Annotated in this window: 17 protein-coding genes; 8 read left to right on the top strand and 9 right to left on the bottom strand. The window is 49.0% G+C overall.

Features of this window, described 5'->3' with window-relative positions:
* Positions 1–84 precede the first annotated feature (84 nt).
* The 5 genes from AYW79_RS06530 to hpf form a co-directional block, all read right to left on the bottom strand.
* Positions 85–978: a class I SAM-dependent methyltransferase gene (locus tag AYW79_RS06530; RefSeq protein ID WP_067952719.1), complete on the bottom strand. Its 894-nt coding sequence runs from the start codon at positions 976–978 to the stop codon at positions 85–87.
* Positions 975–2121 (bottom strand): peptide chain release factor 2 gene (gene prfB, locus AYW79_RS06525; RefSeq protein ID WP_197460905.1). Its coding sequence is split into 2 segments (ribosomal slippage): positions 975–2042 and positions 2044–2121, totalling 1146 coding nucleotides; the frame shifts between segments, so codons are not numbered across the junction. Before prfB ends, AYW79_RS06530 begins: the two co-directional genes overlap by 4 nt.
* A gap of 106 nt (positions 2122–2227) precedes the next feature.
* Positions 2228–4621, bottom strand: a complete 2394-nt coding sequence (gene secA, locus AYW79_RS06520; RefSeq protein ID WP_179123022.1) for a preprotein translocase subunit SecA — start codon at positions 4619–4621, stop codon at positions 2228–2230.
* A 178-nt stretch (positions 4622–4799) separates the two neighbouring features.
* Entirely contained in the window at positions 4800–5057 is a 258-nt protein-coding gene (locus AYW79_RS06515; protein WP_067563450.1) for a hypothetical protein, read from the bottom strand.
* A gap of 149 nt (positions 5058–5206) precedes the next feature.
* Positions 5207–5764: a ribosome hibernation-promoting factor, HPF/YfiA family gene (hpf, locus tag AYW79_RS06510; protein ID WP_067563448.1), complete on the bottom strand. Its 558-nt coding sequence runs from the start codon at positions 5762–5764 to the stop codon at positions 5207–5209.
* A gap of 177 nt (positions 5765–5941) precedes the next feature.
* Here hpf and AYW79_RS06505 point away from each other — a divergent pair, with 177 nt between their 5' ends.
* The 8 genes from AYW79_RS06505 (at position 5942) to AYW79_RS06465 (ending at position 14652) form a co-directional block, all read left to right on the top strand.
* Positions 5942–6496: a sigma-70 family RNA polymerase sigma factor gene (locus AYW79_RS06505; RefSeq protein WP_067563446.1), complete on the top strand. Its 555-nt coding sequence runs from the start codon at positions 5942–5944 to the stop codon at positions 6494–6496.
* Positions 6497–6551: 55 nt separating this feature from the next.
* Positions 6552–6824: a flagellar biosynthesis anti-sigma factor FlgM gene (locus AYW79_RS06500; RefSeq protein WP_067563443.1), complete on the top strand. Its 273-nt coding sequence runs from the start codon at positions 6552–6554 to the stop codon at positions 6822–6824.
* A gap of 13 nt (positions 6825–6837) precedes the next feature.
* Complete coding sequence (locus tag AYW79_RS06495; protein WP_067563441.1) at positions 6838–7155, top strand: hypothetical protein; 318 nt, start codon at positions 6838–6840, stop codon at positions 7153–7155.
* A gap of 13 nt (positions 7156–7168) precedes the next feature.
* Positions 7169–8680: a flagellar hook-associated protein FlgK gene (flgK, locus tag AYW79_RS06490; protein WP_067563438.1), complete on the top strand. Its 1512-nt coding sequence runs from the start codon at positions 7169–7171 to the stop codon at positions 8678–8680.
* 13 nt (positions 8681–8693) lie between these two features.
* On the top strand, positions 8694–9605 hold the full coding sequence (locus AYW79_RS06485; protein WP_067563435.1) for a flagellin N-terminal helical domain-containing protein: 912 nt from the start codon (positions 8694–8696) through the stop codon (positions 9603–9605).
* 39 nt (positions 9606–9644) lie between these two features.
* The gene (locus AYW79_RS06480) at positions 9645–10484 is read left to right on the top strand and encodes a flagellin N-terminal helical domain-containing protein (protein ID WP_067563432.1); all 840 of its coding nucleotides are present in this window, start codon (positions 9645–9647) and stop codon (positions 10482–10484) included.
* A gap of 69 nt (positions 10485–10553) precedes the next feature.
* A complete protein-coding gene (gene fliD, locus AYW79_RS06475) occupies positions 10554–12062 on the top strand; it encodes a flagellar filament capping protein FliD (protein WP_067563430.1) in 1509 nt (502 codons plus the stop codon).
* A 334-nt stretch (positions 12063–12396) separates the two neighbouring features.
* Positions 12397–14652 carry a tetratricopeptide repeat-containing glycosyltransferase family 2 protein gene (locus AYW79_RS06465; protein ID WP_067563423.1) on the top strand — a complete coding sequence of 752 codons (2256 nt, stop codon included), beginning with the start codon at positions 12397–12399 and terminating at the stop codon, positions 14650–14652.
* A 28-nt stretch (positions 14653–14680) separates the two neighbouring features.
* Here the strand turns inward: AYW79_RS06465 and AYW79_RS15820 are convergent, their stop codons facing one another.
* From AYW79_RS15820 to pnpS, 4 genes are all read right to left on the bottom strand, one after another.
* The gene (locus AYW79_RS15820; RefSeq protein WP_156481770.1) at positions 14681–15067 is read right to left on the bottom strand and encodes a hypothetical protein; all 387 of its coding nucleotides are present in this window, start codon (positions 15065–15067) and stop codon (positions 14681–14683) included.
* A gap of 67 nt (positions 15068–15134) precedes the next feature.
* Positions 15135–16007 (bottom strand): ComF family protein, encoded by an 873-nt coding sequence (locus AYW79_RS06460; protein ID WP_156493889.1) that lies wholly within the window; start codon positions 16005–16007, stop codon positions 15135–15137.
* Positions 16004–16879, bottom strand: coding sequence for a DegV family protein (locus tag AYW79_RS06455; protein ID WP_067563416.1), 876 nt, complete (start codon positions 16877–16879; stop codon positions 16004–16006). Before AYW79_RS06455 ends, AYW79_RS06460 begins: the two co-directional genes overlap by 4 nt.
* A 157-nt stretch (positions 16880–17036) precedes the next feature.
* Positions 17037–18341 (bottom strand): two-component system histidine kinase PnpS, encoded by a 1305-nt coding sequence (pnpS, locus tag AYW79_RS06450; protein WP_067563413.1) that lies wholly within the window; start codon positions 18339–18341, stop codon positions 17037–17039.

Here is an 18341-nt window from a genome sequence, read left to right as displayed (position 1 = left end):
TAATATATCACCCCTCGCGCATCATGTCAAACCTTTTATCCCACATTTTATACTGGAATTTGTATCCATTAACAAAAGTCTTTTTTAAAGCTTCTTCTGTGCGAAAACAGTGACTTGTCCAACCGATTGAAACCGCGCCGCCTGGCCTTCCCTCCGAAACGCTTCCAACGCATGATCATAACGCTCTGCATCCAAAAGGTCCCGCTCGATCACATCACTACGCACCTGTTCAAAACGCGCAACCGTCAGTTGCATGGAGAGATCAGAGAGTCGACCGTGATGCGCCTGATGGTCTACAAAAGTGCCAATGACTTCAAGCTCCCCAAATTCCGCGAGATAGTGCGCAAGTTTTCGCCCGACTTGACGATCACCGCCATTCTCCATCTGCAACGCTCGAAACGCACTATAAAGGAGTGTAAACGCAGAGGATTCTTCAGGATAAGATAGCGACAACGCCTCATCCACATCGACGAGACACGCCACACCCCCAACCTTTAAGACACGCGCAATTTCCTTTGCCGCGACAATAGGTTCGGATAAATGCTGAAAAACAAAGCGCGCCATGACCATGTCAAACGACCCATCAGGAAAAGGTAATTTTTGTGCATCCCCCAATTGAAACGAGAGCGTAGATCCAGGAATGAATCCATCTGCGCTGCGTATTTGTTCGCAGAGCACTGTCGCGTGGTCAATCATCTCTGGATTTTGATCGACGCCTACCACACGAACTGGATAAAGCGCCGCCACGTCAAACGCAAGCGCTCCAAATCCCACCCCGACGTCAAGAACGGCCGAACCTTCGACAAGCGGAATTCTTCGCAAAAGATTGCGTCGCTCGCTCCCCGTCGCAATCGTTTGTTCGAGCAACCAGCGATCCCCAGTAGCATCCATTCGCGCGCCGTGTTCTGTCATCACTGCATCCACCACGTGAAAGCGCCTTGTCACGGCGCGTTCACTCAGGAGTTCATTTCCAATCACAAATTCCCCTCCTCAGCATCCGTTTGCGAAGAGCGACGATGCAATTGCCATCGCAAATACGCATTCACAAACCCATCGAGATCGCCATCAACTACCCCTTGCGCGTTTCCTACCTCGTACCCTGTACGGTGATCTTTAACCATCGAATACGGATGAAATACATAGGAGCGAATCTGACTACCCCAGGCAATGTCCTTCTGTTCGCCTCGAATTGCAGCGAGTGCCGCCTCTTGTTCTTCGCGCTTACGCTCATAGAGGCGCGCCGCCAAGATCTTCATCGCAACCGCACGGTTTTGAATTTGCGAACGCTCACTCTGACACGTCACAACGACACCCGTTGGAAGGTGCGTAATGCGCACGGCAGAGTCTGTCGTATTCACGTGCTGTCCGCCAGCTCCCGTTGAGCGATACGTATCCACTTTGATCTCGTCCGTGCGAATATCAATTTCCACGCTGTCATCAAGCTCCGGCATCACATCAACCGACGCGAATGACGTGTGTCGCCGACCTGAGCTATCAAACGGAGAGATCCGCACCAACCGATGGACGCCTTTATCCGCTTTTAAGTATCCATACGCATTGTATCCCTTGATCATAAGGGTCACACTCTTTACGCCTGCCTCGTCACCAGGCTGATAGTCAAGCGTCTCGACTTTATAACCGCGACCTTCCGCCCACCGCGTGTACATTCGCAGCAAAATCGCTGCCCAGTCCTGCGACTCCGTCCCGCCAGCGCCAGGATGAAGCTCAAAGATGGCGTTGTTGTGGTCATACGGACCGTCGAGCAACAGCTCCAATTCGAACTCGTCCAACGCTAATTTAAATTCGTCCGCTTTTCTGTTCGCTTCCTTGAATAGTTCTCCGTCATCTTCTTCTTGCGCAAGCTCAAGCGTTAAAACAAGATCATCCATCCGTGTACGCATCTCGCCGAAATGCTCCGTGACACCTTTGATCTGATTCAACTCTGCGATGACTTGTTTAGCTCCATCCGCATCATCCCAAAACGTCGGGATCGACATTTGATGCTCAAGTTGTGCAATACGCGATGTTTTGGCAGGGACGTCAAAGAGACCTCCCAATGTCGACCAAGCGTTGGTCCATAATCGAAAGCTGTTGACGCAATTCACCAAACGTTTCTGCCATAAAAACCGCCTCCTGATTCTATTGAAAAGACCGCAAAATGCACGCGCACACTGCACGCGCATTGCGGTCTACCTAATTACTACCCCACGATTTTCACTTTGCAAAATCACGAAGAAGTATAAAGCGGCTCCGGCGTCTCAGGCGGCAAATCCGGCATGTTGACCTGCGCCTTAAACACATACGTAGCGACCTCTTCCTGAATGCTGTGAATCATATCCTCAAACATCTGGAAACCCTCTTGTTGATACGCCGTAAGCGGATCCAGCTGACCGTACGAGCGAAGATGAATGCCTTGTCTTAACGTCTCCATTGCATCGATGTGATCCATCCACTTCGAATCTACCGTGCGCAGCAGAACAATTCGCTCAAGCTCGCGAACGAACTCGCCCAGCGTTTCTTCGCGCAAGTTGTATTCAACGTCCACCTGATTGTACAAAAACTCCTGGAGTTCTTCTCGTTCAAAGCGCCGCAGTTCTTCTTCCGTCACTCTATGCGGCGTCAAGAAAGTGTGCTCCCCATATTCAAGAAGCCCCTTTAGATCCCAATCTTCGGGAACTTGATCTTGGAGGCAATACGTTTGAATCATAAAATCCCCCAGATCCCTGCACATCCCTTCAATAATAGGGCGCAGAACCTGCTCTTGCAGAATGCGGCGACGCTGCGTATAAATCACTTCGCGCTGCTTGTTCATCACATCATCGTATTTTAGAACGTGTTTGCGAACATCGTAATTGTTTGCCTCGACCTTCCGCTGCGCGCGTTCAATCGCTTTTGAGACCATTCCATTCTCAATCGGCTGGTCTTCCTCAATACCGAGCTTATCCATGAGCCCCATGATGTTATCCGATCCAAACAGTCGCATGAGATCGTCCTGCAGTGACAAATAAAATTGAGACGACCCTGGGTCACCTTGACGACCGGCGCGCCCGCGCAATTGGTTGTCAATTCGGCGGCTCTCATGCCGTTCCGTACCGATGATATGCATACCGCCTAATTCTGCGACACCTTCGCCAAGGTGAATGTCCGTTCCCCGTCCCGCCATGTTCGTGGCGATCGTCACCATGCCATGCCCGCCCGCGTGCGAGACAATCTCAGCCTCGCGCTCGTGGTGCTTTGCGTTGAGGACTTGATGAGGAATACCTTTGGCGCGAAGCATCCCGGAGAGTAACTCCGATTTTTCAATGGATGTCGTACCAACAAGAATCGGTTGACCCGTGCGATGTCTCGCTTCAATTTCAAGGACAGCCGCCTGAAATTTCCCTTTCACGGTCTTGTAGACAACATCTGACATATCTTTGCGCAGATTAGGGCGATTCGATGGAATCGTCACTACATCCATCGCATAGATATCGACAAATTCTTGCTGTTCCGTTTTGGCAGTCCCGGTCATACCAGACAGCTTTTCATACATGCGGAAATAATTCTGCAGCGTAATCGTCGCGAGCGTGCGCGACTCATTCTGTACCTTGACGCCTTCTTTTGCCTCAATCGCCTGATGCAATCCGTCACTATAACGCCTGCCCTGCATCATCCGCCCTGTAAACTCATCGACAATGACGACTTCCTCGCCGAGAACGACGTAATCCTTGTCCCGATGCATCAGTGCATGCGCCTTGAGCGCTTGCGTAATGTGATGATTTGTAGTGATGTGAAGTGGGTCAAACAAGTTTTCCAGACGGAAGTAGCGCTCCGCTTTATGCACACCTTGATCGGTGAGGTTCGCCGTGCGCGCTTTTTCATCAAACGTATAATCTTCTTCATGCACCAGCGAACGCACAAATAAATCCGCCATAAAATAGAGATCCGTTGATTTTTCGCCCGGCCCCGAGATGATCAAAGGCGTTCTTGCCTCATCGATCAAAATACTGTCCACTTCGTCAACAATTGCGTAGTGAAGCGGACGTTGAACCATCTCTTCTGTATTCATCACCATGTTGTCGCGCAGATAGTCAAACCCGAACTCTGCATTCGTACCATACGTCACATCAGCCAAATACGCTTCTTGCTTTTCAGCGTGCGAGAGACCATGCACATTCAACCCCACCGCGAGACCCAAAAAGCGGTGAATACGCCCCATCCATTCGCTGTCACGCCGTGCGAGATAGTCATTCACCGTAATGATGTGAACGCCTTTTCCCGTCAGCGCATTAAGGTAAGCGGGCAGCGTAGAAACGAGCGTCTTTCCTTCACCGGTCTTCATTTCAGCGACGCGACCTTGGTGAAGAACCATCCCCCCAAGCAACTGGACGTCGAAGTGGCGCATGCCGAGCACGCGTTTGCCCGCCTCGCGAACAACCGCAAACGCTTCGGGCAACATGGCGTCAAGTCGCTCACCTTGCTGGTAACGCGCTTTGAACAGATCCGTTTGCGAGCGCAACTCATCATCCGACATCGCTTCATAGGTCGGCTCCAGCCCGCGAACTTTGTCAACAATTTTAAGTAGTCTTTTGACTTCACGCTCATTTGTACTACCAACAACTCGTTTAATCAGCCCGATCACGTGGGCTTCACTCCCTCCGCTGCTGTCAGCGGCGATTTGCAAAACCGCAGTTGAGACATACGTCCCCTAATAATGCATTGTACCTTGTACGCCTAAGTGCGCGCAACCTAAAAGGGAGGGGCGCATGACCCCTCCCTTACCATCACACTGCATATCTAGGTCACGCGCTTCATCGTACTCACGGCGCCTCACGGTTCAACTCGTACTCTGCGTTACCGATTCCAAGAACAAACGCCGCAATCAACACGCCCGCCCAAACGGTGTGAAAGGCGTGAAACAGGATCACTGCCAACAACGCAATGCAAAACGTAACAAACATTGTCAAAAGCAGCGACCGAGAGCCAAGCAATTTACGCGCATTCCAATAAAGAAGATGAACAACCTTCCAGACGACGAGAAAAGCGATGATCTGCAAGATCCACACAAGCAGTCCCACGCCTCTCACTCCCTCACATTACACCGTCGATCACACGCGTCTCAACGACAAAGCCCCGTCGAAAAAACGCCCTGTTTTCTAGTTGTATGCAAGGAGCCTGTCAAGGTTTCACGCCTCTCGCGAAATCAAACTGCCCGGCAAATACCGTCTTACAGCGACTGGATCAATCCGAATTGTCCATCGCGTCGGCGATAGACGACACTCGTTTTCTCATCCTCTGCATTCGCGAAGACAAAAAAATCGTGACCGAGAAGATCCATTTGCAGAATCGCTTCAGAAACATACATCGGTTTCATATCAAAACGCTTCACGCGCACAACATCCGCTTCATCTTCTTCCAGTTGCTCATCCGTCACGCTTACGCGTGGACCTTCTTTTGCTTTGAAACCTTCTACTTTAAGGCGGTGCCCCACTTTCTGACCCGCGCGATGCCGATATTTCTCCAGTTGTTTTTCAAGTTTATCCATCACCAGATCGACTGACGCATACATATCGTCTGAGCGTTCTTCCGCCCTGAGCATAGCTTGTCCCAACGGAACCATGACCTCAACGGTATGAATACCGCGCGTGACACTCATCGTAACTGACACATCGTGCACTTGCGAAGCCTCAAGATAGCGCTCCATGCGCCCCACTTTTTTCTCAACATACTGCTTGAGAGCTTGCGTGACGTCCAAATGATGATCACCACGAATGTGAATGTTCATACGCTAGCCTCCCTGTGGAAGATGCACCTATTATACCACCGCACACCTCTCGCGCAACGATCGGCGGAATTTTTAGATATATATTATTGATTCCTTCAGACACTTCGTCCCCTTTTGTGATATGGTAAATCTTATAGTTTGCAATTCTATTGAAGCGGATCAACGGAGAGAACATCTATGGATCTATTTTCATTAACTGATGAACAAACCGCCTATATACGACGTTTATCGTACCGCTACACTCAGCTTCGCAAGAGTAGCATCATTGACGCGGACGACCTTATAGCGGTCGCAAAAAATCGTTGGTGGCAGTTTTGTGTGAGGCTAAATCAAGAAGGTAGTCCATGGGATTTTGACGCGCTGGCTATCATCTTCCGCCAACAAGTCAAATTTGCTATGCGCGACGCTGTGCGCAATTCGTATCCAGTAAAAGTCACACGCTCCTATCAACAAAAACTACAGGCTTATCAAATGCCAAATACGATCTCGATTGATCACGCGCTTGATATTACATCAGATGACGGAAACATTGATCAGGAACTGTGGATGGACGTTATGAATGCGTTAAAAGAATTGAGTCATGATGAACAACTCCTTTTATCTTTGCACATCAAGGATGGATACAATTTCACAGAAATTGCTTACGTTTTGGATGTGGCTGTCTCAACCATTACGCGTCGTTATCAAAAAACCATAGAAAAACTCAAAAAAAAATTGGATGTATCGCGATAAAGCGCAAAATCAGTCGAAATACGACCGATTATAGGAGTGAGGGGGTAGATCACCGATGACAAATTTTAATTCGTTATCAAAGTCGATCGCCACACCTGCTCAACACGGGACAAACAGCCAGACTAAAGCAGAACGTGGGAATCAAGTAAAACAGGAAAAGACAGCTCAAACTGTAGCGACTGAAAACTCAAAAAAGGTTTCGGCAACTCGTCAAAAAGAACTAGATCAATTAAAGCAGACGATCGCCCAAGGCGCCTATGTAATCGATTTGGGTCCACTCGCTCAAAAAATAATGAACACGAGCGAACTAACGAAATTCCAGATGTGAGGTTTTCACCATAATGACGGCGAATTTTGTAGAAAATAGCAACGCGATTGATTCGTGGATCGACAAATTGCGCACATCTTTGGAAAATGCGAAAGCTGCATTGATTGAAAACCGGCCAGATGTATTGCTGCATTACATTGCAGAACAATGCAGTTCCGTACGAATGATCGAATCACAAAACACGCAACTGACAGCATCTCAACGAGATGAACTTGGCAAACTTTATAAAATGTGTGATACCCAACAGCAGTTGCTTCAGCAGGCCGAAAAACTCTCAGAGAAAATGATGGGCACGATTATGGCATCCCGTTCCTTTCAAGAAAAAGCGTAGGAGGTGAAAAACGATGAACATATCAACATTTTACGCCCTAAATGTAGGAATGAGCGCGCTGAACAGCGCACAACAAACCGAAGATGTGATTGCAAATAACATCGCAAACGCTAATACCCCTGGCTACGTGCAGGAGACGGCTAACGCGACAGAAGCAACGCCTTTCCCGCCAGCATCCACACAGGTTGGATTGCTCATAGGCGGACAAATGGGACAAGGTTCCTCAATCACATCCGTATCGCGACAAATCAACGCTTTTTATAATGAGCAGGATCGAGCAAATCAAGGCACCTCTGCAATGTATAATGCGCATCAAACGATACTCACTCAAATTGAAGGTATACTCAATGAACCTAGTTCCATGAGTGTTCAAACATCGCTCGACCAATTTTTCGCATCTTGGCAAACACTCTCGACTGACCCTTCAAGCACAGCCGCGCGTCAATCTGTGATTACTCAAGGCCAAGGATTGGCGCAAACCTTGCAAACGATCACGAGCCAATTAGAAACCGTTCAAACCAACCTTCAGTCTCAAGTGACCCAGGAGTACACGCAGTTCAACCAGTATGCAACGCAAGTGGCAACACTAAACAATCAAATACTTGCAGTCCAAAAGAACTTACAGAGTCCAAACACGCTTCTTGATCAACGAGGCGCAATTCTCGATAAAATGGCTAAGCTCGCGAATATCACAATCACTCAATCCTCAAATGCATTCCCTTCTCCTTCCGGTACAGGAACGATACCAAGCGAAGCGGTTAACGTCATGATTGGCTCTGTAACCATCGTCAATTCGTCGACAGGGACGTCTACCACAACGATGATCAATTCGCCCACAACACCCGCTTCGGGGCAAACACCAGGTTCAGTAAACCTGTTGATCGGCAGCGGACAGATTGCCGGAGATAGTCAGGGATTGACGGATACAGGAAATTACTTATCGCAATTGAGCAGTATCGCAAATCAGATCAGTTCAACATTTACAAATCCAGGAACGACTTCGAGCGGAACAACGATTACAGGTTACCCCATCAATTCAGGCACACCGAGTCCGCAGTTCTTTACGGTCACAACAGACGCATTCGGCAATGCAATTCTTAGCGTAAATTCCGGAATTACACCTAACACAGTGCCGGCCTCTGACGCCCCACCTCCCGGCCAAACCGGGAACGGTAATTTTGCATCTTATTTAGCTTCACAACAAAATACGAGCTACACAATTTCTTACACGATCGCTTCTCCGAGTGGAACAAGCTCTTCAACAAGCGCAACAGGAACATTAGATCAACTCATTTCACAAATGACTTCTTCACTCGGAAACGAAACCGCAAATGTTCAGAATAACGCCCAGACCGCTCAGGCGCTCGCTCAACAGTCATCAACACTGCGTCAGTCCGTTTCTAGTGTTGATATAAACCAACAGGCGTCACTCATGGTTCAGTACCAAAACGCTTACGGAGCCGCCGCCAAATATATCACCGTGTTTAATGCGATGATGCAGACCTTGTTAGGAATCGTTCCATAAGGGAGGGAAAAAGATGCGAGTCACAGAGTCCATGATGCAAAGCCAATTTTTATACAACTTAACGCAAGCAAACGCAAACATGCAGACACTACAACTCGAGCTTTCAACAGGCAAAACGTTAAATCAGCCTTCCGACAATCCTTTAGCCGTTTCTCAAGATATGGCCATTCGCGCATCGCTTTCAGAGACGACAGCCTATTCAGGAACGATTGCAGCAGGTCAAATGTGGCTCAGCAATTCGAGTAACACACTTCAAACGATGATGACCACACTGCAATCACTGCAGTCTACTGTACTAGAAGGTTTAAACGCGCCAACAGCGAGTTCCTCTGCCCGTCAGGCGCTTGCCAACGTCGCACAAAGTGACGTGAGCAATCTCGGTCAATTGCTCAATACGAAAGTAGAGAATCGCTATCTCTTCGGGGGCTTTGCTGATCAGGTCCAACCTTCGAGTTATGCATTATCGACAGGAACCTCACCAAGTGGTGCGTCAGGATCGATTCAATACACGGTCGCAAACGGCATCCAGGTATCTATCAATGTGACGGCAACTTCGATTATGCAATCGACGCCAAGCGGGGCAACGCAAGACTTACAGACGACACTTTCAAACATCGCGAGCGACCTCGCGTCAGGAACAAACGCAGCTCTGCAAAGCGATCTTTCAAACCTGCAGGCAAACATCAGCCAGGTCTCCGACCTTAATGCTTCTGTAGGTGCCAGGCAGGATCGATTGACCGCTTTACAAAACCAGTTATCAACGTACGCACAAACACTGAGTACGGATAAGGGGGTGATCCAAGACGCGAACATGGCGCAAGTCATTACTCAATTCAACACAGACCAGACCGTCTATCAGGCTGCGTTGAAGATGGGCGCAAGCATCCTGTTGCCATCTCTCGTCACCTATTTGCCAAACGGTTAATTTTTTACCCCATTCTATTATACAGGAAGGTGTGTCTAGATGTCAGTCAATTTCAGTGTAAACAACAACTCGGCAGCATCCAATATTTTGTCCAACTTGAACTACGTTCAAAACAACATCAACACGTCCTACACCCAATTATCATCTGGCAACAGCATCAACTCGGCTGCTGACAATCCTGCTGGATATGCGATCTCCCAGCAGATGACCTCCCAGGTCAACGGACTCAACACAGCTGTGCAAAACGCTCAACAAGGCGTTAGTTTGATTCAGACTGCGACAGGCTCGATGAACCAGGTCGAAGGCATTCTGCAAACCATGAACAGCCTTGCTGTCGAAGCGGCCAACGGAACACAGAATACGGCGGATCTAAACAACCTGCAGTCTGAGATGAACGCCCTTGTCTCTCAGGTAGATAATACGGCAAACAGCACACAATTCAACACCATTCACCTGCTCAATGGATCCAGTTCCGCAGTCGTCACATTGCAAGTCGGGTTTGACTCATCTAGCCTGTCCCAACTCGCATTCAGTCTTTATAACATCACGTCAGCTTCACTCGGCGTATCTGCAGCATCTGTCAACATTACATCCCAATCGGCTGCGCTTTCTGCAATTTCCGCAATCCAATCGGCAATTTCCCTATTGTCGAGCAACCAAGCGAGCCTAGGCTCTGTTCAGGATCAGTTGAACTATCGCATTACCGGCCTTCAGAATGAATCGCAAAACCTTTCAAACGCGCAGTCCGTTATCACGAACACGAACATGGCGGCCGCCTATACGCAGTTCAGCCAGAACCAAGTTCTTCAGCAAGTTGGTCTTTCGATGCTTGGCCAGGCGCAACAACAGCCTGCAGCAATCCTCAAATTACTTAGCTAATCTTCGCAGACACGATGGACTCGGGCTTCACCGCCCGAGTCCTCCCTAAGACCTTAAGGAGATGAGCGTATGTCCGTCAACCTCTTGCAACAATTGAATACAATTCCGAATCCAGGTGGGATTGGCGTTCCCGTTACGCAGTATACAACGGACCTGCAAAAGGTTTTGACTGCCCAACTAACCGGTGTTTCCACTTCAGAGCTTGCCACACTGTCCGGAACGCAAACCGCATTAACATCGCTTCAGTCCGCGCTCAGCGCATTTCAAAACGCGAGTAATACATTGGCAAGCACATTAACGTGGAATCCTGTCAATGTTACCAATTCAAATTCAGCGGTCATTGCCGTTTCTGCTACAGCGGGTGCGCTTAATTCAAACTACACGATCGCAGTGACACAGCTCGCGCAGGCTCAAGTCAATGTAGCCACGGCAGGTCATCAGTCTTCTGCCACTGCAAGTTCCACACTGGCAAGCGGAAGTCTCTCAATCACGCCAAGTGGACAAAGCGGAGTCACCATTTCAATAACATCTGGTGAGAGTCTCTCAGCAATTGCAGCTGCCGTGAACAATGCGACGACCGCAGTTCAAGCAAGCGTAATCAATACCGGAAGTTCTTCAACGCCTTACGAGTTGATGTTTCAATCGACACAGACGGGTCTGTCAAATTCCTTTACACTGTCTGATTCAGCAACTTCAACAGGTGCAAGCCAGCTCTCCGCATCAACAGCAACCGTCACTGCCCAAAACGCAGCTGCCACAATCGATGGCTCAATCAATGTCCAATCGCAGACCAATACATTTTCCAATGCGATTCCTGACGTCACATTCACTGCACTGCAGTCAGGAGGGACATCGTCAGTTCAAATTTCCCAGAATACAAGCAGTGTGATTCAATCTGTACAATCGTGGATGTCCGCCTATAACTCTCTCATCGATCTTATACACAGTGGCACAGCGTATACTCCTGCTAGCGGTAATACAGCAGCTAGTGTTGGCCCTCTTTTTTCAGACGGGGTCACAAATCAATTACTTTTTGAACTGCCCAATTCGCTCAATCAATCTGTTGGGAGTGGGACAATTTCTGCGCTTGCGCAAATCGGAATTGTCACAGATCCCACAACAGGCCATCTCGAATTTCAACCCTCTGCAGGGTTTCAGGCTGGTGGCGCACCCCTCCAGAACGGACAGACCTTGTTTACACAAGCTCTCACTTCAAATCAAAATGCTGTTGAATCTTTCTTTGGCGTTGTGAGTGGTATTACCTCATCCAGTGCATATCCCGTAAGCGGTCTTCTAGGGAACGTATCCACGATGCTAAGCAGGTACGGAACGATCGCTGGTTCTGGTGAGATCGGAACCGAATTGACAAGCATCAGCGCGCAGCAAACGTCGATCTCAAACTATTTGACCACAGTTAATCAACAAATTACTGCGCAAGTCCAGAACTTCGCTGCCCAACTCAATGCGTTGAATACCGCATTAGCGCACAGTCAGTCACAGATGAGCTTGTTATCCTCACTTATGGGCGGAGGCGGCTCTAGCGCTTCATCCTCAAGCAGTGCACCAGCTATACCATGATCTCGGCGCATGAGATGGTTGAGCGAGCACACGCTTTATATCAAGAGGTACTTCTTGCAATCGATAACGGTAGAGTAGAGACTCTACCGTATCTCGCTTACGAACGTACGTCTATCCTACAGAAATTGGTGCTCTCTTTACAGAGTGATACAATTTCCGAGTTACAACTCAATAAACTCTATGACGAAACGCAGGAGATTGCCGAACGAATCTCGGTAATCATTAAGCAAAACAGTCAAGAGTTTTCGTCATTTGTAAAAGCGAGCCCTGCACTTCGCGCATACCAAATGAATCAATCAATGTCCAGCCGGAAATTTGAATAAGGAGTTTTACCATGCTGTTAACAGCCTGCCTCATTATTAAAAATGAAGAATTACTCCTGGATCGATGCCTCCGTTCGCTCAAAGGAATTGCAGACGAAATCATCATTGCAGACACAGGAAGTACAGATCGATCACTCGAAATCGCCAAAAATCATGAAGCACATATCATTCACTATACGTGGGATGGGAATTTCTCAAACGCTCGTAATAAAGCAATTGAAGCAGCTCAAGGTACCTATATTTTAACCATTGATGCGGACGAGTACTTTAAAGAAGAAGATCAGATTGAAATACGCACCTTTCTTGAAGCAAACTCCGCTGACGGTTACCTTGTCCAAATCGTCAACTATTTGGGTAGCGTAAATAAATTAACAAAAACGTCACCTATACAATCCGTTAGAATCTTCAAGCAAAAACACCGCTATACGGGTTCCATTCATGAGCAAATTGATCTGGGTACAAACCATGAGTTCCATAATATTATGTTCTCACCTATCACCATACACCATGTTGGATATATCAGCGAATTTGTTGCCCACAAAAGGAAACCCGAACGAAACATGGCCATGCTTAAAGAACAACTTGATCAAACTCGGTCTGACCCCTTTCATCTTGTAAACATGATTGTAGAGTATGCGCGAATCGGAGATTTTAAAAATGTCCTCCCACTTTATGAAGAAACATATGATCTGGTAAAAGATTTGTCTGCAGATGCGCTCCCTTTATATTTACCGAGGTTATTTAACATCAGTTCCTTAGCAGCCTCAGAATTAAAAGATTGGGATAGAGCGATCATGATCGCAGAGCAAGGCGTGACGCGCTTTCCTTATATCGCAGAACTCTATCGAAAAATGGCAATTGCCTATATGGGAAAGGGAAATTACCAAAAGGCAATTCAAGTCTTAAAGGAATGCAAACGAGTAGGTGAACCTAAGCTCAGTTTTGTCGATACATTGGAAGGAATGTCCACTTTTTATAGTTCCTTTGACATGGGGATGTGTTATATGCATCTCGGTGACCCTGTCACCGCACAGAAATGGTATTTGCAATCCTTTCTTGAAAATCCATCCTTTGACACCGTTATTCCGTATCTATTGAGTCTCATGCCCGCAAATGAAGACTTCCTCAAAACAAATATTGAGTCAAGAATTCAAGATGCGCTGTGCCTCTCTATCTACGCTGAATCGTACGCACTCTTTCGTTTGCCGGGCGCTGAAAACGTAATCGAACGAATTGCGGCACGCGTCGGTAAAACCGAATGGATTCAGCGAGGCATGTGGTTCACGGACTGCGAAGATAAGTACACACTGCTTCGATCTGCGTATGCAAATTCTGATGATGAAATGACACGTGTTATAAACGGGATCATCCACGTGGTGGAGGGCCGTGAAGAAGTTGGCTATTCATTACTTGATCATACCAGTCGCGGCCGAAACCTCGCAGCGTGGATCAGAACGCCCTCTCAGGGCGGCCTTCTCAGCGGCGTGATCAAGGATCTGATCGCCGCGCGCGCCTACCCACTCATTGCATTACTTTTTCCATACGCAGAAGACGCCGATCACTTTTATGGGTGGTTTAGACACACCTCGCGTAAAGACATTTTCAAAGGTTGCCGTCCCTTGCAAGAACACAGTCTATGGCTAGAATGGGATGCATTATCTTCCTTTCAAAAAGGACACTTTCCACTCGTCGAGGCACTCATCGTAAAAAGCCTCGAAACACCCGTGACCATTTCAAAAATCGCACTGGAGTGTGATTTATTATTGCAAAAAAATCAAACGGAAAAAGCGCTTAAACACGTTGAAGACGGCTTGACACTGTTTCCAGATTCGCAGCTATTACAAAATATTAGCAAACAGCTTGGACAAATGATCCAAACCAAGAAGGGAGAGCTTTTTATGAACCGTATCGCATCTTACCAAACGCAAAGTGTGATGACCACACCTTTACATGTGCAATTATCTCAACTACACGAAAAGGCAGCAATCCTTGTTCGCGGCATTCACACCGACGCGCTCAATCATCAAGTGATGGAGGGACGAGCCAAAATTGAACAATTGCAGGAGATTATCTCCTTTTTGCGCTCTTCGCTTGATCTTACGCTAGAAGCAGCCCAGAAAACGGATCAAACGTACGCCTATTTCTATCGACTGAGCATAAATTGGTACATGCAACCAAACATCATTGATGAACAATCAGAAGAGCGTGCAAGTGCGATTGAATTTTGGGAGAGCTGGGCCAAAACATGGGCTCAAGTGAAAGAGTGAGAAGAGGATTTTCCTCGTCTCACCCTTATTAATGAGAGCGACTATAATAGGATCCATTCGATGATTTTGAATTTGTACGCTTTAATCCACTGGATACTTGATCCATGATCAACTGTTTTTTCACTTGACAAATTTCACAATAGTTTCCTTTTGTTATTAACGTACTACAACCCTCACAAGGATAACTAAGAGATTCCCTCTGCTCAAGTCGACCCATTCTCAAGAATTTTAGAATGAGCCCTTTTGGCACTTCTAATGCATCAACAATTTCATTAATCGTTGCTTGTCGATTTTCTCGCAAGTAATGCGATACTCGTTCAAAATCGTCCTCTTCTTTTTTTGCACAATCCGGACACATAGGACTGACAGTTTGTGCAAATAGACGGTTGCATACTTCACAGTTGGCCAACATCACTTTCGCGGTCTCCCCTCATAGAAGATCTCTATTCATACTCTACTTCTCTATGGGATAATTTACAAGACTAGCGCGCGATCGTCAAAACTTCCACGGACTGTGCCCCAACCTCAAACAGTCGACGCGCGCAAGCGTCAGCCGTTCCACCGGTCGTCAACACATCATCAACGATCAGCAAATAGGGGTGCCTGCCAACGAGCGATCGCGCATCATCGACACAGCGAAACACGTGTTCCATCGCGTTTCTGCGCTCGCATCCGTGCAGCACCGTCTGACTCTTATCCTGCGCGATGCGCAAAAGCGGTTCGATCATCGGCAAACGGAACCGCCGCGCAACGGCGCGCGCCAGCTCATAGGAGAGGTTGAATCCGCGACTTCGTTCCTTTTCAATCGACATGGGGACGGGAACAAGCGCGATCATGTCGAAATAGCCATAGTGCGCGGCGTACGCGTCACAGATCCACGTCTGTAAGATGGGCAACACGCGAAAATCTTCCTGATATTTTAGCGCTTTGATAAGGTGCTCTGCCGTTCCGTCATAGGAAGCATAGGCTCTCGCAGCAAAAAAAGAGTGAACACCCTTGGCACACTCTCGACAGATTCCGTTCGCTGTTTTTCGACCGCACACGGAGCAAATTCCAGAGGTCAATGGTTCGACATCACGGTCACAGTCGCTGCACAATTGCGGAGCTGCCACATCCAGCGGAACGTGGTGAAACAGCTTCTCACAGCGCGGACATTTTGCCGCCATCGGGTAAAACAGTGTCATCGTCATCCGCTTCACGCGAAGCGCGAAATACTTTCGCCGAAATGCTCGACGCACCTGGCGAATCTGACGCATCCGACGCACCTGCCCCATCGTTTGAGGGCTGGCACGGTGGTCATCGCGGCTGGCACGGTGGTCATCGCGACTGGCGCGGCTCCTGCGCTCACCGCTCACTGCGCCTCACACCGCGCATAATAGATTGCTCCCAGTCCCCCAAATCCCACATGCACGCCAACGATCGGCGCCAACATGCGATACGATACACGCGCCTCAGGAAGCGCTTCTTTGACCGTATCCACCCAGCGTCTCACGACATCGAGATCAGTCACACTGTGAATCAACATGATTTCGCACGGCCCTGCGTTCCTCATCTGCTCGAACATCCGACTCATGATCGAGTCGACTGCCTTTTTATACGTGCGCACCTTTTCAAACACGCCAACCTGACCATCACTCAGCCAAATCACAGGCTTTATCTGCATCATCGAGCCGAGCAGAGCGGCAGCCGCCCCAATTCGGCCACCAAGTCGCAAGTTTTCAAGCGAGTCCATCGCGATGTACATATGCATCTCCGCGCGAATCTGCGCCATTCGCTCGACCAGTCCCTGCACATCACACACTGTGCCCTGTTCATCCGCAAGCCGCACGGCCTTTGCCATCTCAAGCACTAAAGCGCCGAGCGCATACTCTACGACCTGTGAGTCAATCACATGGATGCGCTCGGTGCAAAGAAGATCGCGCGCCGTCTCGGCAGAGTGCACCGTTCCACTCAGCTTTCCGCTCAACAAAACAGCGACCACACAGTCATGCGTCTTGAGAAGGCGCTCAAACGTCTCTAAAAATAGTCCGGGAGACGGTTGGGAAGTTGTTGGCAGCGTATTCTCGTCCTTCATGCGTTTATAGAATTCCTCAGAGCTCAATTCCACCCCATCAAGATACGAGGCACTGCCCAAATTCAAATAGAGTGGAACCACCGAAATGCCCCACGCTTTACACTCTTCTTCTGTCAAATTCGCCGTACTATCTGTAACGATCGCAATCTTCATCCCGCACACTCCATCTCATCGCGCTTCCGTGAGCATCCATCTATGCTAAACGGCACCCCGCGACGTCGCGTTCCCACACCATTTTTTCACAGATTAGCATAGAATCGCGAATGAAACGATCATCATTTTGGAGATCAACTAAACGCTCATCTTTATACTAGAGAGGAGTCGTCTCTTGTGACGTCGGAAGATCAAAGAAAAACTCGCTCCCCTGACCGAATTCAGAGGAGACACCGACACGCCCGCCGTGCGCCTCCACGATGTGCTTGACGATGGCAAGGCCCAAGCCAGTTCCGCCCGATCGCCTGCTGCGCGCCTTGTCAACGCGATAAAACCGCTCAAACACACGCCCCAAATCCTGAGCAGGAATGCCCGCGCCCGTATCGCGCACCCGAACAACCATCCGGTCATGCACCGCTTCGGCAGAAAGCGTAATCTGCCCTCCGCGCGGCGTAAATTGCAGCGCATTGCTGACCAGATTCACAAGTACCTGTTGCAAGCGGTCAATGTCAGCATAGACGCGCACATCTGGGATTGGAAGTTCCGATTGAATTGTGACGCCCTCTTGTTTCGCATCCGCGATGAAAACCTGCGTGACGCGCGCAAACATCTCGCGAAGGGACACATCCTCCATATGAAGCGGCACCTGTTTTGCCTCAATCTTTGAGAGATCCAGGAGATCGTTCACGAGTCGCGTAATGCGATCGGCTTCCGCGCGAATGATTTCGAGAAACTCACGCGCCACCTTAGGATCATCAAGCGCCCCATCGAGCAGTGTTTCCGCAAACCCTTTCAGCGCTGTGATCGGCGTTCGCAACTCGTGCGACACATTCGCCACAAAATCACTGCGCATGCTCTCAAGTCTGCGCCACTCCGTCACATCGTGCAGAAGCAGCACCGCACCCGCGACGCCGCCCGTCGAGTGCAGAATGGGGGTGACATGCACTTCAAGCGTCAAATCGTGCGGCTTATGCACCGTGACCTCGCGCTTTTGCGTCGTGCCAAGCGACAGCGACTCGTCAACGAGCGCCGCCACCTCGTACGGATACGCCGTTTCCCAGTGCCATCTGCCGATCCAATTTTCCGCAGGCAATCCAAACAGCGTCTCCATCGCAGGGTTCACGAAAACGATGCGTCCAGCCCGGTCAAGCATCATGACACCACTTAAGATATGTCCGAGGATACCGCTCAGTTTGCTCTGCTCTTGCACCGTCTTCTCTCGCTCTTCGCGTAACGCCACGACCGCGCTTTGCACGCGCAAGCGCAGCTCAGTCAACGCCGAGCTGCGCTCCGGCAAATCCGGCCACTCCAATTGATGATGCGCGCCTTCATAGAGGACGTCTTCGAGCGACTTGATCAGTTCACGCCCCATACTCCTGTACTGCGCCACGCGCAACCCCATAACGATGATCGAAAACAGAGACAGCACCGTGAGAACCAGCGCAAAATCGAGATACACCAC

The organism is Ferroacidibacillus organovorans (genome assembly GCF_001642725.1).
GTDB classification, from domain to species: Bacteria; Bacillota; Bacilli; order Alicyclobacillales; family SLC66; genus Ferroacidibacillus; species Ferroacidibacillus organovorans.
This window is presented reverse-complemented; position numbering and strand designations above follow the sequence as displayed.

Coding starts and splice junctions, on each gene's coding strand:
- hpf (WP_067563448.1), bottom strand. CDS start 5,764: ATGAACATTCACATTCGTGGTGATCATCATTTGGACGTCACGCAAGCT.
- AYW79_RS06505 (WP_067563446.1), top strand. CDS start 5,942: ATGGATCTATTTTCATTAACTGATGAACAAACCGCCTATATACGACGT.
- AYW79_RS06500 (WP_067563443.1), top strand. CDS start 6,552: ATGACAAATTTTAATTCGTTATCAAAGTCGATCGCCACACCTGCTCAA.
- AYW79_RS06495 (WP_067563441.1), top strand. CDS start 6,838: ATGACGGCGAATTTTGTAGAAAATAGCAACGCGATTGATTCGTGGATC.
- flgK (WP_067563438.1), top strand. CDS start 7,169: ATGAACATATCAACATTTTACGCCCTAAATGTAGGAATGAGCGCGCTG.
- AYW79_RS06485 (WP_067563435.1), top strand. CDS start 8,694: ATGCGAGTCACAGAGTCCATGATGCAAAGCCAATTTTTATACAACTTA.
- AYW79_RS06480 (WP_067563432.1), top strand. CDS start 9,645: ATGTCAGTCAATTTCAGTGTAAACAACAACTCGGCAGCATCCAATATT.
- fliD (WP_067563430.1), top strand. CDS start 10,554: ATGTCCGTCAACCTCTTGCAACAATTGAATACAATTCCGAATCCAGGT.
- AYW79_RS06465 (WP_067563423.1), top strand. CDS start 12,397: ATGCTGTTAACAGCCTGCCTCATTATTAAAAATGAAGAATTACTCCTG.
- AYW79_RS06455 (WP_067563416.1), bottom strand. CDS start 16,879: ATGAAGATTGCGATCGTTACAGATAGTACGGCGAATTTGACAGAAGAA.